This window comes from Serratia sp. TSA_105.2 (assembly GCF_052692115.1).
On the sequence record NZ_JBQZFT010000002.1, the window covers coordinates 108,137 to 132,663 of the forward strand.

Sequence of the window (24,527 nt, forward strand, 5' to 3'; positions counted from 1 at the left end):
CAAGCTGCACCATGTACTCAGGACTGTTGATTATTCTGTTACCGCTGATTGTCGGTTACCTCATTCCCTTACGCCATCGCCCGCTGCTGGTGCTGATCAACCGGCTGCTGAGCTGGATGGTGTACGTGATCCTGTTTTTCATGGGTATAAGCCTGGCGTTCATGGAAGATCTCAGCAGCAACCTGGTGCTGATCTTCCAGTACAGCGCGGTGTTCTTCTTCTGCATTCTCTGCGCCAATCTGCTGTTGCTGGCGCTGCTGGAACGGCGCATGCCGTGGCGCAGCAGCCATAAACAGGAAAAGCTGCCTTCGCGCGTGCACATGGCGCTGGAGTCGCTCAAGCTGTGCGGCGTGGTGCTCGGCGGCTTCCTGCTCGGCCTGACGCAGTGGCAATGGCTGCAGTTCGCCCATAAAGGCAGTGAATATGCGCTGATCTTCCTGCTGCTGTTGGTCGGCATTCAGCTGCGCAACAGCGGCATGACGCTGCGCCAGATCGTGCTCAACCGCCGCGGCACGCTGGTGGCGCTGGTGGTGACCGTCGCGTCGCTGGCCGGCGGCGCGCTGGCGGCGCAGCTGCTGGGGCTGCCGGTCAAGGCCGGGCTGGCGATGGCCTCCGGCTTCGGCTGGTATTCGCTGTCCGGCATTCTGATCACCGACGCCTACGGCCCGGTGATGGGCAGCGCCGCGTTCTTCAACGATCTGGCGCGCGAGCTGGTGGCGATCATGCTGATCCCGACGCTGGTGCGCCGCAGCCGCTCCACCGCCCTCGGCCTGTGCGGCGCAACCTCGATGGATTTCACCCTGCCGGTGCTGCAGCGCAGCGGCGGGCTGGACATGGTGCCCCCTGCCATCGTGCATGGCTTCCTGCTGAGCCTGCTGGCGCCGGTGCTGATCGCCCTGTTCTCCTGATCCTTCCCCCTGGGGGCCGCCCGGCCCCCAAAGCGTAATAATTCCCATCCGCACGGCAAAATTGCGCTAAATCAAACTTGCCCGCAGTAGTCGCACAAAAGCCTTTTGCAACCCCGATCGCCGATCTATGCTTTTAAACAAGCATTACAAATGCAACTTTAAAAATAAAAGGAAGCGACTATGTTCTGTGTGCAATGTGAACAAACCATCCGTACTCCGGCAGGCAACGGCTGCGCGTATGCTCAGGGCATGTGCGGCAAAACGGCGGAAACCTCCGATCTGCAGGATCTGCTGGTGGCGGCGCTGCAGGGCCTCTCCGCCTGGGCGCTGCAGGCGCGTTCGCTGGGCATCGTCGACCACGAAATCGACAGCTTCGCCCCGCGCGCCTTCTTCTCCACCTTGACCAACGTCAACTTCGACTCCCAGCGCATCATCGGTTACGCGCGGGAAACCCTGCTGCTGCGCGATTCGCTGGCTGCCCGTTGCCGGCTGCTGGACGCCGGCGTGCGCGTCGATCACCCCATGGCGGCGCTGCAGCTGGCCGGTGACGATATGCCTGCGCTGCTGCAACAGGCGGCGCAGTTTGCCCTCAACAGCGACAAGGCCGAGGTAGGCGACGACGTCCACGGGTTGCGCATGCTGTGCCTGTACGGCCTGAAAGGCGCGGCGGCCTATATGGAACACGCGCACGTGCTCGGCCAGTTCGACGAGCAGCTCTATGCCGACTACCACGCCTTTATGGCCTGGCTCGGCACCCGGCCGCGCGACGTCGACACCCTGCTGAACAACGCCATGGGCATCGGCAAGATGAACTTCAACGTGATGGCGATCCTCGATCGCGGTGAAACCCAGGCCTACGGCGATCCGCAGCCCAGCGCGGTCAACGTGCGCCCGGTGGCCGGGAAAGCCATTCTGATCTCCGGCCACGATCTGAAAGATCTGCGCATGCTGCTCGAACAAACCGAAGGGCAAAACGTCAACGTCTACACCCACGGCGAAATGCTGCCGGCGCACGGCTATCCGGAACTGAAAAAATTCAAGCACCTGGTGGGCAACTACGGCAGCGGCTGGCAGAACCAGCAGACGGAATTCGCCAAATTCCCCGGCCCGATCGTGATGACCTCCAACTGCATCATCGATCCGAACGTCGGCAACTACGGCGATCGCATCTGGACCCGCAGCATCGTCGGCTGGCCGGGCGTCAACCATCTGGAAGGCGACGACTTCGGCGCCGTGATCCGCCAGGCGCAGGGCATGAACGGCTTCCCTTACACCGAGATCGAACATCTGATCACCGTCGGCTTCGGCCGCCAGACGCTGCTGAACGCCGCCGACACGGTGATCGATCTGGTGTCGCAGAAAAAACTGCGCCACGTCTTCCTGGTCGGCGGCTGCGACGGTAGCCGCGACGAGCGCAGCTACTTCACCGACTTCGCCCGCAGCGTGCCGCAAGACTGCCTGATCATGACGCTGGCCTGCGGCAAGTACCGTTTCAACAAGCTGGACTTCGGCACGCTGGAAGGGCTGCCGCGCCTGCTGGACGTCGGCCAGTGCAACGACGCCTACTCCGCCATCATGCTGGCGGTCAAGCTGGCGGACACGCTCGGCTGCAGCGTCAACGAACTGCCGCTCAGCCTGGTGCTGTCGTGGTTTGAACAGAAGGCGATCGTCATTCTGCTGACGCTGTTGTCGCTGGGGGTGAAAAACATCGTCACCGGCCCGACCGCGCCGGGCTTCCTGACCGACAACCTGATGGCGGTCCTCAACGAGAAATTCGGCCTGCGTCCGATCACCACCGTCGAGCAGGATATCAACGCGCTGCTCGCCTGATACCGTTATGTTATGGGGCCGCCTGCGCCGGCCCCTTTGCTTTTTGAGGTGCCCCGATGACTCAACCCACTCCGCTTTGCCCGAACCGCATGCAGGTACATTCCATCCGGCGTGAAACCGCCGACGTCTGGACGCTGAACCTGATCTGCGACGTTTTCTATCCCTATCAGGCGGGCCAGTTTGCGCTGGTCAGCATCCGCAACAGCGAGGAGACGCTGCGCGCCTATACGCTCTCCTCCTCGCCCGGCCAGAGCCGCTTTCTCAGCATCAGCGTGCGCTGCCTGCCGGACGGCGTCGGGTCGCGCTGGCTGACGCAAGAGGTCAAGCCCGGCAACACGCTGTGGCTGTCCGATGCGCAGGGCGAGTTCAGCTGCGAGCGCCACCCGGCCGATCGTTATCTGATGCTGGCCGCCGGCTGCGGCGTGACGCCGATCGTCTCGATGTGCCGCTGGCTGACCGCCAACCGTCCGGCCTGCGATATCGCCGTGATCTTTAACGTGCGCAGCCCCGCCGACACGATTTTCGCCGATCAATGGCGCACGCTGTGCGCCGCCCATCCGCAGCTGCGCCTGACGCTGATGGCCGAGCGGGATCTGCAACCCGGCTATCTCAGCGGCCGCATCGATGAACAGACGCTGCGGCAGGCGGCGCCGGATATCGTCGAACGCACGGTGATGACCTGCGGCCCTGCGCCCTACATGGACCACGTGGAGCAGCTGTGCCGCCGGCTCGGCGTGCCGGCCGAGCGTTTCCATAAAGAGCAGTTCCACACGCCGGCGACGCAGGCCGATACCACTGAAGGGCTGACGCTGCGCGCCGCCCGCCCGCTGCGCGAATTCCGCGTGCCGGTCGGCAGCACGCTGCTGGCGGCGATGGAGGCCAATGCCCTGCCGGTCAACGCCGCCTGCCGCGCCGGGGTGTGCGGCTCGTGCAAAACCCGCATCCTCGAGGGCGACTACACCACCACCAGCACCATGACGCTGAGCGAGGAAGAGGTAGCGCAAGGCTACGTGCTGGCCTGCAGTTGCCAGCTGCAGGGCGACGTCACGCTGGCATGATCCCCAGGCCCCATCGCCGCGATGGGGCATTTATCGGCAAGTTCCCTCATCCCCGCCCGGTTACACTTTCCTCCGTCCTACGCTCTTTACCCTTCCTGACCGCATCTCGTCCACAGCCGGTAAGCTATGCTTGCAGTTGTTCTGCTGCCACTCACCGGATCGAGTACACATCGTTTTTCAAACCATGTTTGGGGGAACCATGAAGCAAACCGTAGCCACACTGATCGCCAAAACGCTGGATCAAGCCGGCGTAAAACGCATTTGGGGCGTGACCGGCGATTCGCTCAACGGCCTTAGCGACAGCCTGCACCGCATGGGCACCATCGAATGGCTGGGCACCCGCCATGAAGAGGTGGCCGCCTTCGCCGCCGGCGCCGAAGCCCAGCTCACCGGCCAGTTGGCGGTGTGCGCCGGTTCCTGCGGCCCCGGCAACCTGCATCTGATCAACGGGCTGTTCGACTGCCACCGCAACCATGTGCCGGTGCTGGCGATCGCCGCACACATTCCTTCCAGCGAAATCGGCAGCGGCTACTTCCAGGAAACGCATCCGCAGGAGCTGTTCCGCGAATGCAGCCACTATTGCGAGCTGGTTTCCAACCCGGAACAGCTGCCGCGCGTGCTGGAGATCGCCATGCGCAAGGCGATCCTCAACCGCGGCGTCTCGGTGGTGGTCTTGCCGGGCGACGTGGCGCTGCGCATGGCACCGGAAGACGCGACCCTGACCTGGCATACCCCGGCGCTGCCGCTGGTGCAGCCGCCGATGAGCGAGCTGAACAAGCTGGCGGAGACGCTGAACAAGGCGAAGAACATCACCCTGATGTGCGGCAGCGGCTGCGCCGGCGCGCACGATGAGGTGGTCAAGCTGGCCGAGCTGCTGCAGGCGCCGGTGGTACACGCGCTGCGCGGCAAGGAGCATATCGAATGGGATAACCCCTACAGCGTCGGCATGACCGGGCTGATCGGCTTCTCCTCCGGCTATCACGCGATGATGAACGCCGACACGCTGGTGCTGCTCGGCACCCAGTTCCCCTACCGCGCGTTCTACCCCACCAACGCCAACATCATTCAAATCGACATCAACCCCGGCAGCATCGGCGCGCACTGCCCGGTCAACATGGCGCTGGTGGGCGATATCCACACCACCCTCACCGCCCTGCTGCCGCAGCTGGAGCCCAAGCGCGACCGGGCGTTCCTCGACAAGGCGCTGGAGCATTACCGCAACGCGCGCAAGGATCTCGACGGGCTGGCGACCGCCAACGACGACCAGCCGATCCACCCGCAGTATCTGGCGCAACAGCTCAGCCAGTACGCCAGCGACGATGCCATCTTCACCTGCGACGTCGGCACGCCGACGGTGTGGGCCGCTCGCTACGTGAAAATGAACGGCAAGCGTCGCCTGCTCGGTTCGTTCAACCACGGTTCGATGGCCAACGCCATGCCGCAGGCTATCGGCGTCCAGGCTACCGCGCCGGATAAACAGGTGATCGCCATGTGCGGCGACGGCGGCTTCACCATGCTGATGGGGGATTTCCTGTCGCTGGCGCAACTCAAGCTGCCGGTGAAAATCGTGGTGTTCAACAACAGCGTGCTGGGGTTCGTGGCGATGGAGATGAAGGCCGGCGGCTATCTGACCGACGGCACCGACCTGCATAACCCGGACTTCGCGGCGATCGCCAACGCCGCTGGCATCAAGGGCATCCGCGTGGAAAAAGCCTCGGATCTGGATGGCGCGCTGCAGGAGATGTTGGCGCACCCCGGCCCGGCGTTGCTGGACGTGGTCACCGCCAAGCAAGAGCTGGCGATGCCGCCGCAGATCAAGTTCGAACAGGCGAAAGGCTTCAGCCTGTACATGCTGCGCGCCATCATCAACGGCCGCGGCGACGAAGTGGTCGAGCTGGCGAAGACCAACTGGCTGCGCTAAGCAAGCTGCCCCCGGTAAAATAAGGGTATATGATGCCATGTACCCTTTTCCTCTCCCTTACATTCCAGGAACCCTATGCTTATCGATCTACGCAGCGACACCGTCACCCGCCCCAGCGCCGCCATGCGCCAGGCGATGGCTCAGGCAGAGGTCGGCGACGACGTCTACGGCGATGACCCGACGGTCAACGCGCTGGAGGCCGAGGCGGTACGCCTGTCAGGCAAAGAAGCGGCGCTGTTTTTGCCCAGCGGCACCCAGGCCAACCTGGTGGCACTGCTGAGCCACTGCCAGCGCGGCGACGAGTATCTGGTCGGCCAACAGGCACACAACTATAAATACGAGGCCGGCGGCGCGGCGGTGCTGGGCAGCATCCAGCCGCAGCCGATCGAGGCCGACGCGGACGGCACGCTGCCGCTGGACAAGCTCGCCGCCGCCATCAAACCCGACGATATCCACTTCGCCCGCACCCGGCTGCTGAGCCTGGAAAACACCATCAGCGGCCGAGTTCTGCCGCAGGCCTACCTGCAGCAGGCGTGGCAGTTTACCCGCGAGCGGCAGCTGGCGCTGCATATCGACGGCGCGCGCATCTTCAACGCCGCCGTGGCGTTGAACCTGCCGCTGAAAGAGATCGTGCAATACTGCGACACCTTCACCATTTGCCTGTCGAAAGGACTGGGCGCGCCGGTCGGATCGCTGCTGTGCGGCAGCGAGGCCTTCATTCAGCGCGCGCTGCGCTGGCGCAAGATGACCGGCGGCGGGCTGCGTCAGGCCGGCATCCTGGCGGCGGCCGGTCTTTACGCTTTGGAGCATAACGTCGCGCGGTTGCGCGAAGACCATGACAACGCGGTCTGGCTGGAGCAACAGCTGCGGCAGATCGGCGTGGAGGTTGCCGAACCCGGCGCACAGACCAACGTGCTGTACCTGCGCCAATCACCGGCGCTGGCGGCCAAATTCGGCCCGTGGATGCGCGAACGCGGCGTGCTGATCAGCAGCGGCCCGCTGACGCGCATTCTGACCCACCTCGACGTCAGCCGTCAGGATCTGCAGCGGGTGGTCGAGCTGTGGCGGGAATTCCTCCAACAGCACGCCTGATCCCTCCTCCCCGGCGCGCCGGGGAGCCCTTCACCGCCCGCCGATGGCCTCGACAAAACGGCGGGTGATCTGCTGCGGGCGCGTAATGGCGCCGCCCACCACGACCGCATGTGCCCCCAGCGCCAGGCAGCGTGCGGCCATCGCCGGCGTTTCGACATTGCCCTCGGCGATGACCGGCACCGACACCGCCGCCAGCACCGCACGCAGAAAGCCGAAATCGTCCTCCGCCAGTCGGGCGCCCCGGCTTTCGGCGGTATAGCCGTGCAGCGTGGTGCCCACGCAGTCGAACCCCAATCTGGCAGCCTCTTGCGCTTCTTCCACGGTGGCAATGTCCGCCATCAGCAGCAGCCGGGGATACCTGGCGCGGATCGCGGCAACCAGCGCCGCCAGCTGCAGCGCCCCTGGCCGAGGGTGGCCGGTCGCGTCCAGCGCAATCATCTGTGGCGCCGCAGCCATCAGCTCATCGATTTCACGCAGGGTCGGCGTGATATAGACATCGCTACCGGCATAATCGCGCTTGATAATGCCGATCACCGGCAGCGCCACCGTGCGCATGATGGCTTTAACGTCTTCGACGCCGTTGGCGCGGATCGCCGCCGCACCGCCTTGCTCGGCCGCCAGCGCCATGCGTGCCATGATAAAATCGCTGTGCAGCGGCTCGTCGTCCAGCGCCTGGCAAGACACCACCAGCCGGCCCTTAATCTGCTGCAAAATGGAATGCGTCATAAATCCAACAACTCCTCGACTTCATTTTTAATGATGGTCACGTGCGGGCCATAGATCACCTGAACGCCGTTGCCGCGAACGATCACCGCCCGCGCGCCGCTGGCCTTCAGCCCGCCCTCGTCCAGCAACCGGCTCTGTTTTACCGTCACGCGCAGCCGCGTGGCGCAACAATCCAGTTCGACGATATTCTCTTTGCCACCCAGCGCCGCCAGCACCTGCTGCGAGCGTTCGGTGCCGGTCGTCACCGCTTCCGGTACGGTTTCCACCTCGCGCCCCGGCGTTTTGAAATTGAAGCGCAGGATCAGGAAACGGAACGTGAAGTAGTACAGGAAGAACCAGGGCACCCCGACCAGCGGCACATACATCCAATGGGTTTTCGCTTCGCCCTGCAACACGCCGAACAGCATGAAGTCGATAAAACCGCCGGAGAACGTCTGGCCGATGGTGATATGCAGAATGTGCGCGATCGCAAACGCCAGGCCGTCGAACAGCGCGTGCACCACGTACAGCGCCGGCGCGATGAACAGGAACGAGAATTCGATAGGTTCGGTGATGCCGGTCAGGAACGAGGTCAGCGCCGCCGACAGCAGCAGCCCGCCGACGCGCTTGCGGTTCTCCGGGCGCGCGCTTTGGTACATCGCCAGGCAGGCGCCGACCAGGCCAAACATCATGGTGATAAAGCGGCCGGACATGAAACGCGCCGTGCCGATGTAGAACTGCTGCGTATTCGGGTCGGCCAACTGGGCGAAGAAAATGCGCTGCGTGCCTTCCACCAGCTGTCCGTTGATCACTTCGCTGCCGCCGAGCGCGGTGGTCCAGAACGGCAGGTAGAAGATGTGATGCAGGCCGAACGGCCCAAGCATGCGCAGCACGAAGCCGTAGATAAAGGTGCCGAGATAGCCGCTGGCGTCCACCAGGCCGCCCATGCCGAAGATCAGCCGTTGGAAAGGCGGCCACACCACGGTCATCAGGGCGCCGACCGCCATCGCCGCCAGCGAGCTGACGATCGGCACAAAGCGCGAGCCGCCGAAAAAGCCCAGGAACGGCGGCAGCGCTATCTTGTTGTAGCGGCCGTGCAGATACCAGGTCACCAGACCGATGACTACCCCGCCGAACACCCCGGTCTCCAGCGTCTGGATGCCGAGAATCGTTCCCTGCCCCAGCGCGCCGGCGTTCTGCGTGGCCAGCGTGCCGTTGATTTTCAACAGCGCATTGATGGTGGCGTTCATTACCAGATAGGCGATCAGCGAGGCCAGCCCCGCCGTGCCCTTGTCGCTTTTTGCCAACCCCACCGCCACGCCGACCGCGAACAGAACCGCCAGGTTGGCGAACACGATGGCGCCGGCGCTGGCCATCACCGTAAATACGCTTTGCAGCCAGCCGACGTCGAGGAAGGGATACGCCTCGACGGTATTGGGATTGGACAGCGCACCGCCGATCCCCAGCAGCAGGCCGGCCGCCGGCAGCACGGCGATCGGCAGCATGAACGATTTGCCGAACAGCTGGGCTTTTTCGAACCAGCCGCCGGAGCGTGACAATTCTGGTGTTGACATAAATTTTTCCCCGCTATCATTTTTATAATGAAAATTTTTACCACATTAAAATTAATTTAATGAAAATTTTATTCATAACGATGATCGGCTTCACAATCCGTCGATTTCGCTGGCGAGCGGCGGCGTCTTTCCGCCACAATAGAAACGGGAATACTCAGAAAGGTAACGTGATGAATACAGGCAACTTGTTATTGCGGCTGCGGCAGGATTTGGCGGGGTACAGCCCCACGCTGCAAAAGCTCGGCAACTATCTTCTTGCGGAGCCCTCCCGCGCCGTTTACCTGACCATCACCGAACTGGCGCGTGAAAGCGCCACCAGCGAAGCCAGCGTCACGCGGCTGTGCCGCCATCTGGGCTGTAAAGGCTATACCGAATTTAAAATGGCGCTGGCCATCAGCCTGCAGCAAAGCCAGCCGGAGGCGGCGACGCGGCAAAGCGCGGCGGAAAATTTGGTGGAAGAGAGCGTCCAGGCGCTGCGGGATACCGGCGCGCTGTTGGATCCGCAGGCGCTGCAACAGGCGGCGGACAGCCTGCAGCGTTGCGCTTCGGTGCAGATTTACGGCGTCGCCGCCAGCGCCATCATCGGTGATTTCCTGCACTACAAGCTGTTGCGCCTCGGCAAACCGGCGCAGCTGTTCAGCGACATGCACCGGGCGGCGATGAATGCCGCCTCGCTGAGTGAGCGAGATCTGCTGATCGTCATCTCCAGCTCCGGCTCCACCAAGGACGTGCTGCATGCAGTGACGTTGGCTAAAGGGCGCGGTGCACGCGTGATCGCCGTCAGCAATACCCAACGCAGCCCGCTGGCCAAGATGGCGGATACGCTGCTGGTGGCGGCCAAACCGGAAGGGCCGCTGACCGCCGGCGCCCTGCCTGCCAAGGTCGGCGCCATGCTGCTGGTGGAGTTGATGATCGCCGAACTGGCTCAGCGCGATCCCGCCTACGCTCAGGCGATGCAGGCCACCGCGAGCGCTACCCTGCCACTGCTGCTGTAATCAGAAGATCCAGCGGCCATAAACCCAGTACCACAGCCCCAGCACCGCCGCCAGGTTGAGCGCCACGCTGAGGATGAACCAGGTTTTAAACGGCTGCTTCTGGGTTTTGTGGCGAAACAGCTGCTGTGCCGCCAGTGCGCCCAACCACCCGCCCAGCGCGCCGAACAGCAGCAGCGTCGCCTCAGGCACCCGCCGCCACCCCTTGCGCGCCGCCAGCTTATCGCCGCCGTAGATCAGAAACGTCAGCAGGTTGGCCAACAGCAACCACATCCACACCGGATGCAGCGAGAACAGGCTGGCGATCAGCGCCAGGCCCAGCAGGGCGTAACAAATCACATTGAGCTTCATGACATCCGGTTTTTCGTTCGGTAAGGGGCGCGTAGTGTGAACTCGCGTCGCGACGTATGCAACCGGCTTATACCCATACAAAAAGTGCATTTAAACCCTGAATTTGGCATCCTGTCGTTCAGCCAATCCTCTACCGTACAAGGCGGCCCGATGACACCCCAACGCGTACTGGTTCTTGGAGCCAGCGGCTATATAGGCCAGAACCTGATCCCGCACCTGATCGAACAGGGGCACCAGATTACCGCCGCCGCGCGGCGCATCGAGTGGCTGCAGGAGCGGAACTGGCCGCAGGTCAACTGCCTGTATGCCGATCTGTATCGCCCGGAAACCCTGAGCGCGGCGCTGTGGGAGATAGATACGCTTTACTATCTGGTACATGCGATGGGCGACGGCGACGACTTTATCGAGAAGGAGCGCCAGGCGGCGGAAAACCTGCGCGACGCGCTGCGCAATGCCAGCGTCAAACAGGTGATCTTCCTCGGCGCGCTGCAGCCGAACGACGACAGCTCACCGCACCTGGCGGCCCGCCGCCTGACCGGCGAGATCTTGCGCCAGAGCGGCGTGCCGGTGACCGAGCTGCGCGCCGGCATCGTCGTCGGCCCCGGCTCAGCGGCGTTCGAAGTGATGCGCGACATGGTCTATAACCTGCCGGTGCTGACGCCGCCGCGCTGGGTGCGCTCGAAGTCGTCGCCGGTGGCGCTGGAGAATCTGCTGGTTTATCTGGCCGACCTGCTGGCGCACCCGGCGCAGGAACACCGCATCTTCGACGTTGCCGGGCCGGAGTACCTCAGCTATCAGGATATGTTCAAACGCTTTATCGCCCTCAGCGGCAAGCGGCGCTGGCTGATCCCGATCCCTTTGCCGACGCGGCTGATTTCGGTGTGGTTCATCAGCCTGATCACCTCGGTGCCGACGCCGATCGCCCGCGCGCTGATCCAGGGGCTGAAGCACGATCTGCCCGCCGACGGCCGGCCGCTGCAGGCCCTGATCCCGCAGCGGCTGCACACCTTTGATCAGGCGGTCGCCACCACGCTGCAGCGCGAACAGGAGGTGGTCGATTCCGCCGACTGGGGCTACGATCCGGCGGCGCGGGCCCGCTGGCGCCCCGGCTACGGTTACTATCCAAAACAGGCCGGTTGTTCGCTGGACACCGCCGCCTCCAGCCAGGCCCTGTGGCAAACGGTGCAGCAGCTGGGGGGCGAAGAAGGCTATTTCTACGCCAATATTCTGTGGCGGATCCGCGCTCGCATGGACGACATGATCGGCAACGGGGTGGTCTACGGCCGCCCGGCGCGCGCGACCCTGGCGCTGGGCGACGAGATCGACGGCTGGAAAGTCATCACGCTGAAGCCGCTGCGGCAACTGGCGCTGCTGTTCGGCATGAAGGCACCGGGGCTGGGGCGGCTGAGCTTCAGCATCACCGATCACGGCGATCGCCGCACGCTGGACGTGCGCGCCTGGTGGCATCCGGCCGGCTTCAGCGGGCTGCTGTATTGGTTCGCCATGATGCCCGCACACCTGTTCATTTTTCGCGGCATGGCGAAGCGCATCGCCGAGCTTGCCGAGAGCCTGGACCGCCAACAGCGCTGACCGGCGTTCATTTGTCGATCAACCGCACAGTTTGCCGCTGTGCTTCGGGGCTTTCCGATTGCATAGCGCACGAAATCACGGAAGAATGGCATCTTATTTGCTGGGAGCGCCGCAAGCGCCCGCCGGTATTCCGATTTTGGGTGAGAATAGAGTCCGTTATGAAGGTATTGGTCACCGGTGCCACCAGTGGGTTAGGCCGTAACGCCGTTGAATATCTGCGCCGCCAGGGCATCAAAGTGCGCGCCACCGGCCGCAACCAGGCGATGGGCGGCCTGCTGGAAAAAATGGGCGCGGAGTTTATTCATGCCGATCTCACCAATCTGATCTCTTCGCAGGCCAAGGCGATGCTGGCGGACGTCGACGTGCTGTGGCACTGCTCCAGCTTTACCTCGCCCTGGGGCACCGAAGAGGCCTTCGAACTGGCCAACGTCCGCGCCACCCGCCGCCTCGGCGAATGGGCGGCGGCCTATGGCGTAGCGCAGTTCATTCACATCTCCTCCCCGGCGATCTATTTCGATTACCACCATCACCGCAACGTGACCGAAGACTTCCGCCCGCAGCGCTACGCCAACGAATTCGCGCGCAGCAAGGCCGCCGGCGAGCAGGTGATCCAGCAGTTGGCGCTATCCAATCCGCAGACCCATTTCACCATTCTGCGCCCACAGGGATTGTTCGGGCCGCACGACAAAGTGATGCTGCCGCGGCTGCTGCAGATGATCAAACGCTACGGCAACCTGCTGCTGCCGCGCGGCGGCGCGGCGATGGTGGACATGACCTACCTGGAGAATGCGGTGCACGCCATGTGGCTGGCGACGCTAAAAGAAGATACGCCGTCCGGCCGCGCCTACAACATCACCAACCAGCAGCCGCGCCCGCTTCGCACCGTGGTTCAGCAGCTGATCGACGATTTGGGCATGAAATGCCGCATCCGCTCCGTCCCCTATCCGATGCTCGACATGATGGCGCGCGGCATGGAACGCCTCGGCAGCAAAAGCGAGAAGGAGCCGGTGCTGACCCACTACGGCGTCGCCAAACTCAACTTCGACCTCACGCTCGATACCACCCGCGCGCAGCAAGAACTGGGCTATCAGCCGATCGTCTCGCTGGAAGAAGGCATCGCGCGCACCGCCCGCTGGCTGAAAGATCACGGTAAGCTGCACGGCCTGTAATCAACGCGTCGCGCCGTACTTCACCAGCAGCGCATCGACAATCGCCTCACTCTCTGCATCCGGCTCGCCGCGCACATCGTCGGGCCGGAAGTGCATCTGAAACGCCGCCAGCACATTGCGCTGCTGCCGCGCATCCCATGACGGGTCGATCGCATAGCCGTAACGCGCCAGCTTTTCGAGCAGTGCCGCCATCGGCACCGGCGCATGGCGATCGCGCCCCGCCAGCAAGCGCTGCACGTCTCGCTCGTCCGGCCAGGCGCCGATGCCGGCCTGCGCCAACTGCCGCCAGGGGAACAGCGGGCCGGGATCCTGTTTGCGCTGCGGCGCGATGTCGCTGTGCCCCACCACGTCCTGCGGCTGGATGCCATAGCGCTGGATGATATCGCGGCTCAGCGGGATCAGCACGGCGATCTGCTCCGCCGTATAGGGCTGCCAGTGGGTGAACAGCATGCTGCGGGTGAAACCCTTGTTGACGATTTCGATACCGATCGAGGTGTCGTTGAGGTTGCTGCGCCCGCGCCAGGCGCTGGCACCGGCATGCCAGGCGCGCATCGCCTCCGGCACCAATCGGTACACCGTCGGTTTGCCGCGCTCGCGCTGCGGGTGCGCCGGCAACAGGTAGTGTGCGCTGACGTGCTCGTCGGTCAGCGTTTTCAGCGATGAATGGAAGTCTTCCGCCGTGTAGTGCATCACCAAAAACCGGATGCGCTGATCGGCCCCCTGCGCCTGATGCAGGGTTTCGAGCTGGTAATCGCCGCGATCGACGAGCGTGTCCTGCTGCGGATTTTGGCATCCCGCCAACAGCGCGGCGGCGATAATCCCTGGCCAAATTTTCACTTATCCTCCTGATTGACGTCCGTGAAAGCGGTAACGCCGCGCGATTAATCTGTGTCCAATCATCACGCTCATCGAGAAATGATGACAGACAACGCCGATGTGCAAGCGGGTGTTTCTCCCGACTGGCGGCCTCTCACGCCCATGATAGTCTCAAAGTATCATCTGCGCTGAAAGAGCGGAGTCGAACATGTTCACACCTCGCTATCTGTCCTGGTTGCTCTGTGCCGCCATGCTGCCACTCAGCGGCTGCGATCAGCAAAAAGTCGCCGGTGCGATGGGCGGGAGCACACCGCCCCCGGCCGCTCCCGCCGCCACTGCAAGTGCGCCGGCCTATACGCCGCTGACCGCCGATCAGCTTTACCAATTGGTCAGCCCGGTGGCGCTGTTCCCCGACAAACTGCTGGCGCAAGTGTTGGCCGGCGCGGGTTACCCTGACCAAATCAGCGCCGCGGATGCCTGGCTGGCGCAAAACCGCGGCCTGCAGCTGGCGGCGCTCAGCTCGGCGGCCGACGCTCAGCCCTGGGATCCCAGCGTGCGCGGCCTGGTACAATTCCCCGACGTGCTCGATCAGATGGCGAAGAACATCCCCTGGACCACCGCCCTGGGCAGCGCCTACCTCAACGATCCCACCGACGTGATGAACGCCATTCAGGTGATGCGTCAGCGAGCGGCCAGCCAGGGTACGCTGAAAAACACCCCGCAGCAGCGCATCGTCGTAGCGCCGACGACGCGTTATGTCGAACAGCAGCCCTATCGCCAGAGCGTGGTGGCGGCGCCGGGCGAAACCATCGTCATCGAACCCAGCCAGCCGGATACGGTTTACGTCCCGCATTACGATCCCTGGGTGGCCTACGGCACGCCGATCCCCGCCTACCCCAGCTATCAGTATCAGCCTTCGGGCTATAGCGGCGGCGACATGTTGGCGGCCGGCGCGATCAGCTTCGGCGTCGGCATCGCGGTCGCCTCATTGTTCAATCAGCACAACAGCGGCTGGCACAACTGGGATATGCGCTGGGACGATCGACGCCAGCCGGTGGTCTACCGCAATGCGCCCTACGTGTCGCATTCCACCACCGTGGTAAATCGCGTCACCAACATCAACCAATATAACAACGTCAACAATGTGAATCGCAGCAGCACCAGCACGGTGAACAACTACAATACATCCCCCGCCGCGCCGACGCCGCGCTTCAACGCATCGACGCCGAACGCGGCGCCGCAACAACCGCGCGTCGCGCCTGCAGCCCATGCGCCGATGACCCTGCCGAACTTTGCGCATACCCAGCCGGTAGCGGCCGCGCCGCACGTGCAACAATCGGTCAACGCGCCCCATGTGCAGCAACCGATGAGCATGCCGACGTTCACGCATACCGCGCCGGCGGCGCCCCACGCGCAGCAGCCGATGGCCGTGCATTCCACGCCGGTACAGACGCATCCGATGCCGGCCGTCGCGCCGGTGCATCAATCCGCCGTGCGGCCACCGGTTCAGGTTGCGCCGCACGTCGCTCAGCCGGCGGTGCGCGAACCGGCCGCAACGTTGCATCCGGCGGTAGTACGCCCGATGCCGGTGCCGCAAGCACGCATCATGCCGCATCCGGCCCCGGTGCCGCAGATACGTCAACCGTCCGTTCAGCCGATACAGCATCGCCAGGAGCCGGCGTCGGTAAAACCGCAGGAGCACCGCCCGATCGTCGAGCAGCACAAGGTGGGGTAAAGCAAGAGAACGTCGCCCCGGTGGAACGGCCGGGGCGCGAGAATGGCGTTAGCGGCTGACTTTCACCGCGGTGCCGCTGACGGTCACCATCAGCATGCTGCCATCTTTGCCAACGGTTTCATAATCGATATCGATGCCGACCACCGCGTTGGCGCCCAGCTCTTTCGCCTGATCTTCCAGTTCTTCGAACGCAATCAAGCGCGCCTTGCGCAACTCTTTCTCATAAGCGCCCGAGCGGCCGCCGACGATATCGCGCACGCCGGCGAAGAAATCACGAAAAATGTTGGCACCGAGGATCGCTTCGCCGGTGACGACGCCACAGTATTCGGTGATGGTGAACCCTTCCAGGGTCGGGGTAGTTGAAAGCTGCATCAGAATTCCTTGTTTGATTAATTCAACGTATCTATGACCAGAAGATTGGCGTTATGTTCGCTTAATCAATGGCACGCAGTACGAATGCAAGGCCAAAAAACGCATTTATACTGTAAGCTATCGGTCTTCATGGTAGAGACTTTCACATAAGGTAATAAGATGAAAACAAAAACGATTGCGGCTGTTTTACCCTTAGCGCTGTTGCTGAGTGCCTGTACCACGGTGGAACCGGCATACAAGGATATCGGCACCCGCAGTGGCAGCTGTGTGGAAGGCGGCCCGGATACGGTCGCGCAAAAATTCTATGACCTGCGCATCCAGCAGGGTGCCGGCTTGCCGGACAGCAACCGCCTGGCGCAGCTGCAGCCCTATCTGAGCAAAGTGCTGTATCAGGATCTGGTCAGCGCCGGCCAGAACCCGGGCAAGCACCGGATAACCGGCGATCTGTTCTCCGGCAATGCGCAGGGGCCAAGCAGCGCCTCCGTCACCAGCGCCTCGACCATTCCTAACACCGATGCGAAAAACATCCCGCTGCGCGTTGACTTGAGCTACCAAAAAGACGCCAACAGCACCGTGAACTGGCAGGACGAAGTGCTGATGGTGCGCGAAGGGACCTGCTGGGTGGTTGATGATATTCGCTACCTGAATGTTCCAGCGCACGCCACCAACGGCAGCGTGCGCCAGGTGCTGGAAAACCAGTAACCCGCAATACCCCGGCCGACGCGGGCTTGCCGCGTCGGTCATCCCTGCCGTCAGTCCACCGCTCGAATTTCGTCCAATAGAAAAAATTTCGCTACCGATCTCACAGCCTGCACCACAAATCCCCTCCCTCGGCTTGAGTCGCGGTATCTTGTGCTAATCTTTTACTGTCCCGCCGCACACTCATAAATTTTAACGCACAAAGATTGCATAAGTATTCTGTGGAAGTTAACATTTGCGGCATCAATGTCTATTCAATTCTGGCGCATGAGTATTCAACTTAACGGTATCAATTGCTATTACGGCGCTCACCAGGCGCTGTTTGACATCACGCTGGATTGTCCAGCCGGGGAAACCCTGGTGCTGCTTGGCCCAAGCGGCGCCGGGAAAAGTTCATTGCTGCGGGTGCTGAACCTGCTGGAAATGCCGCGTTCGGGCCAACTGCAGATCGCCGGCAACCAATTCGACTTCAAGCAGGCGCCGGGCGAGAAAGCCATTCGCGAACTGCGCCAAAATGTCGGCATGGTCTTCCAGCAATACAACCTGTGGCCTCACCTCACTGTGGTTCAGAACCTGATCGAAGCGCCTTGCCGCGTGCTGGGTCTGACCAAGGCTCAGGCGATGGAGCGTGCCGACAAGCTGCTCAAGCGTCTGCGCCTGACCGACTTCGCCGATCGCTTCCCACTGCACCTTTCCGGCGGCCAACAGCAGCGCGTGGCGATCGCCCGCGCCCTGATGATGGAACCGCAGGTGCTGCTGTTCGATGAACCGACCGCGGCGCTGGATCCGGAAATCACCGCGCAGATCGTCAGCATCATTCGCGAACTGGCCGGCACCGGCATCACGCAGGTGATCGTCACCCACGAAGTGGAAGTGGCGCGCAAGACCGCCAGCCGCGTGGTGTACATGGAAAACGGCCACGTGGTGGAGCAAGGCGACAGCAGCCACTTTACGCAGCCGCGGACCACCGAGTTTGCCAACTACTTATCACACTAACAATTAACTTGCTGTAATTTGGGGAGTTTGCGATGAAAAAACTAATAATCGCCGCCGTTCTGGCCGGCATCAGCGTTTCCGCCTCCGCAGCCGAAACGATCCGTTTCGCTACCGAAGCCTCCTATCCTCCATTTGAATTTATTGACGCCGGCAACAAGATTCAGGGTTTTGATGTCGATCTGGCCAACGCACTGTGCAAAGAGATGCAGGCCGAGTGCACCTTCACCAACCAGGCGTTCGACAGCCTGATCCCGAGCCTGAAGTTCAAGCGTTTCGATGCGGTGATGGCCGGTATGGACATCACGCCGGAGCGTGAAAAGCAGGTGCTGTTCACCAAGCCGTACTACGATAACTCGGCGCTGTTCATCGCGCAGAAAGGCAAAATCGCCGACGTGGCGGCGCTGAAAGGCAAGAAAGTGGGCGTGCAAAACGGCACCACCCACCAGAAATACCTGACCGACAAACACCCGGAAATCACCACCGTGCCTTACGACAGCTACCAGAACGCCATTTTGGATCTGAAGAACGGCCGCGTTGATGCGGTGTTCGGCGATACCGCGGTGGTCAACGAGTGGCTGAAGCAGAATGACGCGCTGGCGGCAGTGGGCGCCAAAGTGACGGATAAAGACTACTTCGGCACCGGCCTCGGCATCGCGGTACGCCAGAAGAACACCGATCTGCAGGGCAAGTTCAACGCCGCTCTGGACAAGATCAAGCAGGATGGGACCTATGAAACCATCTACAAAAAATGGTTCCAGCAGTAATACGCCCCGATGAATGAATTACAACCTTTAGCAAGCGCCGCCGGCATGACCGTCGGCCTTGCCGTTTGCGCCCTGATCCTCGGGCTGATTCTGGCGATGCTGTTCGCCGTATGGGAATCGTCCCGCTGGAAAGCGGTCAGCTGGCTCGGTACCGCCTGGGTGACCGTGCTGCGCGGCCTGCCGGAAATCCTGGTGGTGCTGTTTATCTATTTCGGCTCGTCGCAGCTGCTGCTGATGCTCTCCGACGGCTTTACCCTCAACCTCGGTCTGTTCCAGCTGCCGATTCAGCTGGCGATCGACAACTTCGAAGTCAGCCCGTTCCTGTGCGGGGTGATCGCTCTGGCCCTGCTCTATTCCGCCTACGCTTCGCAGACGCTGCGCGGCGCGCTCAAAGCGGTGCCGCAGGGGCAGTGGGAATCCGGCCAGGCGCTGGGGCTCGGCAAGGCGGCGATCTTCTTTCGCCTGATCATGCCGCAGATGTGGCGCCACGCCCTGCCCGGCCTCGGCAACCAGTGGCTGGTGTTGCTGAAAGACACCGCGCTGGTGTCGCTGATCAGCGTGAACGATCTGATGCTGCAAACCAAGAGCATCGCCACCCGTACCCAGGAGCCTTTTACCTGGTATGTGATCGCGGCGGCCATCTACCTGCTGGTGACGCTGTTCAGCCAATACGTCATCAAACGCATTGAGCTGCGCGCCACGCGCTTTGAGCGGGGGCCGGCCTGATGATTGAGTATTTACCTGAGATCCTCAAAGGGTTGCACACCAGCCTGACGCTGACCGTCGCCGCGCTGATCGTCGCGCTGGTGCTGTCGCTGCTGCTGACGGTGATCCTGACGCTGAAAACGCCAATCCTGACGCCGCTGGTCAAGATCTACGTGACGCTGTTCACCGGCACGCCCTTGCTGGTGCAGATCTTCCTGATCTACTACGGCCCCGGTCAGTTTCCGGCAATCCGCGACTACCCGTGGCTGTGGAACCTGCTGTCGCAGCCCTGGCTGTGCGCGATGATAGCGCTGGCGCTGAACAGCGCGGCCTACACCACGCAGTTGTTCTACGGCGCGGTGCGCGCCATTCCCGCCGGACAGTGGCAGTCGTGCGAAGCGCTGGGCATGTCGCGCCGGCAGACGCTGCGCATTCTGCTGCCGTTCGCCTTCAAGCGCGCGCTGTCGTCTTACTCCAACGAAGTGGTGTTGGTGTTCAAAAGCACCTCGCTGGCTTACACCATCACGCTGATGGAGGTGATGGGTTACAGCCAGCTGATGTATGGCCGTACCTACGACGTCATGGTATTCGGCGCCGCAGGCCTGGTGTACCTGTGCGTCAACGGCCTGCTGACGCTGCTAATGCGCTTGGTGGAGCGCCGCGCGCTGGCGTTTGAACGCCGCAACTGAGGCCGCCTCTCCCCATAAGCCCCGCCCTTGTGCGGGGCTTTTTTTACCCCTGCAGCAATATTTAATCATTTACATTGCATTTTAATTCACTCAGTGGCAGGGTTATCAGCAGACGCACGCGCAAATATCTCTGGCGATTACCAGTAAAAACAAACGATAGCGAATAATCACTTTCAGGATCCAGACAGGAGCTCTACGCATGAAAAAACTGCTGCTTGCCGCGACGATGTTGGCCGGGATGACCTTTAACGCCACCGCGGCCGAGACCATCCGCTTCGCCGCTTCCGCCACCTACCCGCCGTTCGAATCGCTGGACGCCAACAACCAGATCGTCGGCTTCGATATCGATCTGGCCAACGCGCTGTGCAAGCAGATGCAGGCGCAGTGCACCTTCACCAACCAGGCGTTCGACAGCCTGATCGCCGCGCTGAAATTCAAGAAATACGATGCGGTGATTTCCGGTATGGACATCACGCCGGAGCGCAGCAAACAGGTCGCTTTCACCCAGCCTTACTACGCCAACTCGGCGATCGTGATCGCGCAAAAAGGCAAGTTCAGCTCGCTGGCGGATCTGAAAGGCAAAAAGCTCGGCATGGAAAACGGCACCACCCACCAGAAATACATGCAGGACAAGCATCCGGAGATTAGCACCGTCTCTTACGACAGCTACCAGAACGCCATTCTGGAGCTGAAAAACGGCCGTATCGACGGCGTGTTCGGCGACACCGCCGTGGTGAACGAGTGGCTGAAAACCAACCCGCAGCTGGCGCCGGTGGGCGAGCACATCACCGATGCGCAATACTTCGGCACCGGCCTCGGCATCGCGGTGCGCCCCGACAACCAGGCGCTGCTGGCCAAGCTGAACGCCGCGCTGGACGCCATCAAGGCCGACGGCACCTACAAGGCCATCAACGACAAGTGGTTCCCGCAGTAAACAATAAGGCCCGGTTATCCGGGCCTTATGTTTTATAAAATCCGCACCAACAGCGTCAGCACTTCGTAGTGCGCGGTATGCGGGAACATGTCGAACAGTTGCACCCGTTCGATGCGGTACCCCGGCAACATCTCGATATCTTTCGCCATGCTCTCAGCGTTGCAGCTCGAATAGAGAATAGAGTCCGGCGCCATCCGGCTCAGGTAGTCGCACAGCGCCTGGCCGATGCCGCGCCGCGGCGGGTTGACCAGCACCAGCTGCGGCACCTGGCCTTCGGCGGTGGCGAAGCGGGTGGAATCGAGCGCCTGAAAATCTACGTGCAACAGCCCTAACCGCTGCGCCGACTGGCGCGCGCAGGCGATCGCTTCCGCGCTGATTTCGATGCCGGTCAGCCGCGTTTGCGGTTGCGCGCAGTGCAGGCCAAAGCCGCCGACGCCGCAGAACAGATCCCACATGCTGTCGATACCCAACGCGCGCACCCAGTCGCGGGCGGTAGCATACAGATCGGCGGCCACCTGCGGGTTGGTCTGGAAGAAGCTTTGCGGGCGGATAAACAGCGGTACCTGATTGAACTGCTCCTCGAGCGCCTGCAGTTCGGTCAGCGCGATCTCGCGCTCCCCTTCCATGATCGCCATGTGCACCGGCTGAATATTGGCGGAGATCACCTTGAGCTGCGGCAGCTGCTGCTGCAGCCACGGCAGCGCGGCGCGCAGCTGCGCCAGCTTGGTTTCCGAGCGCAGCACGAAACGCAGCATCACGCCGCCGTCGAACGTGCTTTCGGTCAACAGCAGGTATTTCAACTCGCCGCGTTTGCGCGCCACGTTATACGGCGTCAGGCCCGCCCGGGCGATGAAGCTTTTCAGCACCGCAAACATCGGCGCAAAACCGGCGGGATACAGCGGGCAGTCGCTCAGATCGACCGGCGTGCCGTCGCGGTGCAGCATGCCGAGCAGCGGGCGCTCCACGCTGCCACTGACCACCATCTTGGCTTTATTGCGAAATGCGCTCAGTTCCCCCGTCGCCGGCTGCAGCCACTGCGCGACGTCGCGCCCGGCCAGCAGCGATTGCAGGTGATGCTGTTTGTCGGCCAGTTGCTGCGGATAGGGCTTTTCCAGCCACTGACAGGAACGGCAGGTGCCCGCCGTATACAAAGCGCAATGCATGAAGATTACCGTGAAGTTCAGGATGACGAATTAAGGGCGCAGAGTTTACCACTCCGCGCGCCTAAAATCTCACTTGCGCGCGGTGAAGAAGCGGCGGCTGGCGGTGGGAACAAACAGCAACGCCAGGATCACCGCGTCGGGGATCTTTTGCAGGATCAGAACGTGCAGGATTTGGCCGCTGGTTTCGCCTTCCACGGTGAACACCTCGGGGAAGACGCTGCCGATGGTGGCCAACAGCAGGTAAAGCACCACGATGCACTGGCAGACCACATAGCCCCAGCGCCCCCAGTTGCGACCGCGCATCACCGCAAAGCCGCAGCTGATTTGCAGGCACAGCAGCAACAGGCCGGCCAGAAAAATAAGGGTGGAATCCCACGCCTGCGCGCTGGTGTTGACGAACTCCTGCGCACCGTCGACGCCCAGTTCGCCCAACAGCAACACCACGCTGATACACTTGATCGCCACCATGGCGGTGCCCGCCACCATCACCGGCACCGGCGCATCCGAAGTCGATCTCATTCCCTGCCCGCTTTTCAGCATGTCTGACATATCCGTGTTCCGCTACGACGCGCCACCAATACAGATGGCGCATGTAAAGTCAGGTAGTTAGTTGCAATACTTATTGATTGCAAAAATAGCAGGTTTGTTACGATTCAGCTACGGGCCGCCCGCTGCAATTCGCGCGATCGTTGTTTTTCCGAGCGCGCCATAAACCACCAGGCGATCAGGCCGAGAATGCCCACCACCAGCAGGATCAAACTGGCCAGCGCGTTAATTTCCGGATTCACCCCCATGCGCACGCTGGAGAACACCAGCATCGGCAGCGTGGTGGCGCCCGGCCCAGAGACGAAGCTGGCGATCACCAGGTCGTCCAGCGACAGGGTAAACGCCAGCATCCAGCCGGAGATCAGCGCCGGCGCGATCATCGGCAAGGTGATGACGAAGAACACCTTCAGCGGCGTCGCCCCCAGATCCATCGCCGCCTCTTCAATCGAGCGATCCACCTCGCGCAGGCGTGAGCTGATCACCACCGCCACGTAAGCGGTACAGAACGTGACATGCGCCAGCCAGATGGTGAACATGCCGCGTTCCGACGGCCAGCCGAAAGCGTGCCCCATCGCCACGAATAGCAACAGCAGCGACAGGCCTGTGATCACGTCCGGCATCACCAGCGGTGCGGTCAGCATAAACGCAAAACCGGTCGAACCGCGAAAACGGCCGAAGCGCACCATCACCACGGCGGCGATGGCGCCCAGTACCACCGCGGCGGTGGCGGAGGCGGCGGCGATGGTCAGGCTGAGCCCCACGGCGCTGATCATCGCCGAGTCGTGGAACAGTTCGGTATACCAGCGCGTGGACCAGCCGGCCCACACCGTCACCAGCTTGGAACTGTTGAAGGAGTAGATCACCAACATCAGCATCGGCGCATACAGGAAGGTAAAGCCGATCGTCAGGATGGCGATACGCCACGGTGAACGCACTACCGGCAAGTTGTTCATTCCTGCCCCCCCATTTCCTTGTTCTGGTGTTTGTGGAACCACAAAATTGGCACGATCAGCAACAGAAGCATGATGGTAGCGACCGCCGAGGCCACCGGCCAGTCGCGGTTATTGAAGAACTCCTGCCACAGCACACGGCCGATCATGATGCTGTCCGGCCCACCGAGCAGTTCCGGGATCACGAACTCGCCCACCGCCGGAATGAACACCAGCATCGAACCGGCGATAATCCCGCCGCGCGTCAGCGGCACGATCACGCTGAAGAAGGTTTTCAGCGGCCGGGCCCCCAGATCCAGCGACGCCTCCACCAGCGAGTAATCCAGCCGGATCAGCGCCGTGTAGATCGGCAGCACCATAAACGGCAGATAGGAATAAACGATGCCGATATACACCGCCAGGTTGGTGTGCAGGATCACCAGCGGCTGGTCGATCACCCCCAGCCACATCAGAAAGTTATTCAGAATACCGTTGTTTTTCAGAATACCCATCCAGGCATAGACGCGGATCAGGAACGAGGTCCAGGAAGGCAGGATCACCAGCAGCAGCAGAATGTTGCGGGTTGACGCCTTGCTGTGGGCCACCGCCCAGGCCAGCGGATAGCCGATGATCAGGCAGCACAGCGTCGAGACCGCCGCCACGCGCAGCGACTGCAGATAGGCGTCGATATACAGCGGATCGTCGGTCAGCTGCAGGTAGTTGGCGAAGTTGAGCGCGATGTTCAGCTTGCCGTCCGCCCAGCTCAGCAGCTCGGTGTAGGGCGGCACCGCCAGCGCCAGCTCCGCCAGGCTGATCTTGAACACGATCAGGAACGGCAGCATGAACAACAGCGTCAGCCATAAATACGGCAGCGCGATCACCAGCTTGCGGCCGTGAGCCATCAGCAGGCGGTGAAACAGCGCCTTGAAGGTGCCGGGCGTTTTGGCCGGTGGCTCCGGCGTGCGTTCAGAAAGCAGGGTCATACGGGT

Annotated in this window: 24 protein-coding genes; 15 read left to right on the plus strand and 9 right to left on the minus strand. The window is 62.2% G+C overall.

Annotated elements, in window-relative coordinates; genetic code table 11:
* Window positions 1-11: 11 nt before the first annotated feature.
* From ACUTSC_RS06855 to ltaE, 5 genes are all read left to right on the plus strand, one after another.
* The gene (locus ACUTSC_RS06855) at window positions 12-908 is read left to right on the plus strand and encodes a lysine exporter LysO family protein (RefSeq protein ID WP_004928363.1); all 897 of its coding nucleotides are present in this window, start codon (window positions 12-14) and stop codon (window positions 906-908) included.
* A 180-nt stretch (window positions 909-1,088) separates the two neighbouring features.
* Window positions 1,089-2,738 (plus strand): hydroxylamine reductase, encoded by a 1,650-nt coding sequence (gene hcp / locus ACUTSC_RS06860; protein WP_197766478.1) that lies wholly within the window; start codon window positions 1,089-1,091, stop codon window positions 2,736-2,738.
* Window positions 2,739-2,794: 56 nt separating this feature from the next.
* Complete coding sequence (hcr, locus tag ACUTSC_RS06865; protein ID WP_197766479.1) at window positions 2,795-3,796, plus strand: NADH oxidoreductase; 1,002 nt, start codon at window positions 2,795-2,797, stop codon at window positions 3,794-3,796.
* Between the two features lie 199 nt (window positions 3,797-3,995).
* Window positions 3,996-5,717 (plus strand): ubiquinone-dependent pyruvate dehydrogenase, encoded by a 1,722-nt coding sequence (gene poxB, locus ACUTSC_RS06870; protein WP_445653225.1) that lies wholly within the window; start codon window positions 3,996-3,998, stop codon window positions 5,715-5,717.
* A 75-nt stretch (window positions 5,718-5,792) separates the two neighbouring features.
* Window positions 5,793-6,809, plus strand: a complete 1,017-nt coding sequence (ltaE, locus tag ACUTSC_RS06875; protein WP_123894484.1) for a low-specificity L-threonine aldolase — start codon at window positions 5,793-5,795, stop codon at window positions 6,807-6,809.
* A gap of 30 nt (window positions 6,810-6,839) precedes the next feature.
* Here ltaE and ACUTSC_RS06880 read toward each other — a convergent pair whose 3' ends face one another.
* Window positions 6,840-7,535, minus strand: coding sequence for an N-acetylmannosamine-6-phosphate 2-epimerase (locus tag ACUTSC_RS06880; protein WP_445653226.1), 696 nt, complete (start codon window positions 7,533-7,535; stop codon window positions 6,840-6,842).
* Window positions 7,532-9,088, minus strand: coding sequence for a PTS transporter subunit EIIC (locus ACUTSC_RS06885; RefSeq protein ID WP_197766482.1), 1,557 nt, complete (start codon window positions 9,086-9,088; stop codon window positions 7,532-7,534). The genes ACUTSC_RS06880 and ACUTSC_RS06885 overlap by 4 nt, the downstream gene beginning before the upstream one ends.
* 167 nt (window positions 9,089-9,255) lie before the next feature.
* Between ACUTSC_RS06885 and ACUTSC_RS06890 the strand changes: the two genes are divergently transcribed.
* Window positions 9,256-10,083: an SIS domain-containing protein gene (locus tag ACUTSC_RS06890; protein WP_197766483.1), complete on the plus strand. Its 828-nt coding sequence runs from the start codon at window positions 9,256-9,258 to the stop codon at window positions 10,081-10,083.
* Here the strand turns inward: ACUTSC_RS06890 and ACUTSC_RS06895 are convergent, their stop codons facing one another.
* Entirely contained in the window at window positions 10,084-10,431 is a 348-nt protein-coding gene (locus ACUTSC_RS06895; RefSeq protein ID WP_197766484.1) for a DUF1294 domain-containing protein, read from the minus strand.
* A gap of 150 nt (window positions 10,432-10,581) precedes the next feature.
* On the opposite strand from ACUTSC_RS06895, the gene ACUTSC_RS06900 reads away from it, so the two are divergent.
* Window positions 10,582-12,021 (plus strand): DUF2867 domain-containing protein, encoded by a 1,440-nt coding sequence (locus ACUTSC_RS06900; protein WP_197766485.1) that lies wholly within the window; start codon window positions 10,582-10,584, stop codon window positions 12,019-12,021.
* A 158-nt stretch (window positions 12,022-12,179) separates the two neighbouring features.
* Entirely contained in the window at window positions 12,180-13,190 is a 1,011-nt protein-coding gene (locus ACUTSC_RS06905; protein WP_004928393.1) for an NAD-dependent epimerase/dehydratase family protein, read from the plus strand.
* On the opposite strand, the gene ACUTSC_RS06910 is transcribed toward ACUTSC_RS06905, so the two are convergent.
* The gene (locus ACUTSC_RS06910; RefSeq protein ID WP_197766486.1) at window positions 13,191-14,027 is read right to left on the minus strand and encodes an N-acetylmuramoyl-L-alanine amidase; all 837 of its coding nucleotides are present in this window, start codon (window positions 14,025-14,027) and stop codon (window positions 13,191-13,193) included.
* 187 nt (window positions 14,028-14,214) lie between these two features.
* Here ACUTSC_RS06910 and ACUTSC_RS06915 point away from each other — a divergent pair, with 187 nt between their 5' ends.
* Window positions 14,215-15,741, plus strand: coding sequence for a DUF3300 domain-containing protein (locus ACUTSC_RS06915; RefSeq protein ID WP_197766487.1), 1,527 nt, complete (start codon window positions 14,215-14,217; stop codon window positions 15,739-15,741).
* A gap of 48 nt (window positions 15,742-15,789) precedes the next feature.
* Here the strand turns inward: ACUTSC_RS06915 and ACUTSC_RS06920 are convergent, their stop codons facing one another.
* Window positions 15,790-16,113, minus strand: coding sequence for a heavy metal-binding domain-containing protein (locus tag ACUTSC_RS06920; RefSeq protein WP_004928400.1), 324 nt, complete (start codon window positions 16,111-16,113; stop codon window positions 15,790-15,792).
* A 159-nt stretch (window positions 16,114-16,272) separates the two neighbouring features.
* Here ACUTSC_RS06920 and ACUTSC_RS06925 point away from each other — a divergent pair, with 159 nt between their 5' ends.
* The 6 genes from ACUTSC_RS06925 to artJ (ACUTSC_RS06950) all read left to right on the plus strand — a co-directional run bounded on the left by ACUTSC_RS06925 (window position 16,273) and on the right by artJ (ACUTSC_RS06950) (window position 20,900).
* The gene (locus ACUTSC_RS06925; RefSeq protein ID WP_197766488.1) at window positions 16,273-16,815 is read left to right on the plus strand and encodes a lipoprotein; all 543 of its coding nucleotides are present in this window, start codon (window positions 16,273-16,275) and stop codon (window positions 16,813-16,815) included.
* A 264-nt stretch (window positions 16,816-17,079) separates the two neighbouring features.
* Complete coding sequence (gene artP / locus ACUTSC_RS06930) at window positions 17,080-17,808, plus strand: arginine ABC transporter ATP-binding protein ArtP (protein WP_038884338.1); 729 nt, start codon at window positions 17,080-17,082, stop codon at window positions 17,806-17,808.
* A gap of 32 nt (window positions 17,809-17,840) precedes the next feature.
* Window positions 17,841-18,572, plus strand: a complete 732-nt coding sequence (gene artJ, locus ACUTSC_RS06935; RefSeq protein WP_004928409.1) for an arginine ABC transporter substrate-binding protein — start codon at window positions 17,841-17,843, stop codon at window positions 18,570-18,572.
* Between the two features lie 9 nt (window positions 18,573-18,581).
* The gene (artQ, locus tag ACUTSC_RS06940) at window positions 18,582-19,298 is read left to right on the plus strand and encodes an arginine ABC transporter permease ArtQ (protein ID WP_015377299.1); all 717 of its coding nucleotides are present in this window, start codon (window positions 18,582-18,584) and stop codon (window positions 19,296-19,298) included.
* Entirely contained in the window at window positions 19,298-19,966 is a 669-nt protein-coding gene (artM, locus tag ACUTSC_RS06945; protein ID WP_033637817.1) for an arginine ABC transporter permease ArtM, read from the plus strand. Before artQ ends, artM begins: the two co-directional genes overlap by 1 nt.
* 199 nt (window positions 19,967-20,165) lie before the next feature.
* Window positions 20,166-20,900, plus strand: a complete 735-nt coding sequence (gene artJ / locus ACUTSC_RS06950) for an arginine ABC transporter substrate-binding protein (RefSeq protein WP_197766489.1) — start codon at window positions 20,166-20,168, stop codon at window positions 20,898-20,900.
* A gap of 32 nt (window positions 20,901-20,932) precedes the next feature.
* Here the strand turns inward: artJ (ACUTSC_RS06950) and rlmC are convergent, their stop codons facing one another.
* The 4 genes from rlmC to potH all read right to left on the minus strand — a co-directional run bounded on the left by rlmC (window position 20,933) and on the right by potH (window position 24,521).
* The gene (gene rlmC / locus ACUTSC_RS06955; protein WP_197766490.1) at window positions 20,933-22,063 is read right to left on the minus strand and encodes a 23S rRNA (uracil(747)-C(5))-methyltransferase RlmC; all 1,131 of its coding nucleotides are present in this window, start codon (window positions 22,061-22,063) and stop codon (window positions 20,933-20,935) included.
* A 69-nt stretch (window positions 22,064-22,132) separates the two neighbouring features.
* The gene (locus tag ACUTSC_RS06960) at window positions 22,133-22,612 is read right to left on the minus strand and encodes a YbjO family protein (protein WP_197766491.1); all 480 of its coding nucleotides are present in this window, start codon (window positions 22,610-22,612) and stop codon (window positions 22,133-22,135) included.
* A 104-nt stretch (window positions 22,613-22,716) separates the two neighbouring features.
* Entirely contained in the window at window positions 22,717-23,562 is an 846-nt protein-coding gene (potI, locus tag ACUTSC_RS06965; protein ID WP_197773171.1) for a putrescine ABC transporter permease PotI, read from the minus strand.
* On the minus strand, window positions 23,559-24,521 hold the full coding sequence (gene potH, locus ACUTSC_RS06970; protein ID WP_049202213.1) for a putrescine ABC transporter permease PotH: 963 nt from the start codon (window positions 24,519-24,521) through the stop codon (window positions 23,559-23,561). The genes potI and potH overlap by 4 nt, the downstream gene beginning before the upstream one ends.
* Between the last annotated feature and the right edge of the window lie 6 nt (window positions 24,522-24,527).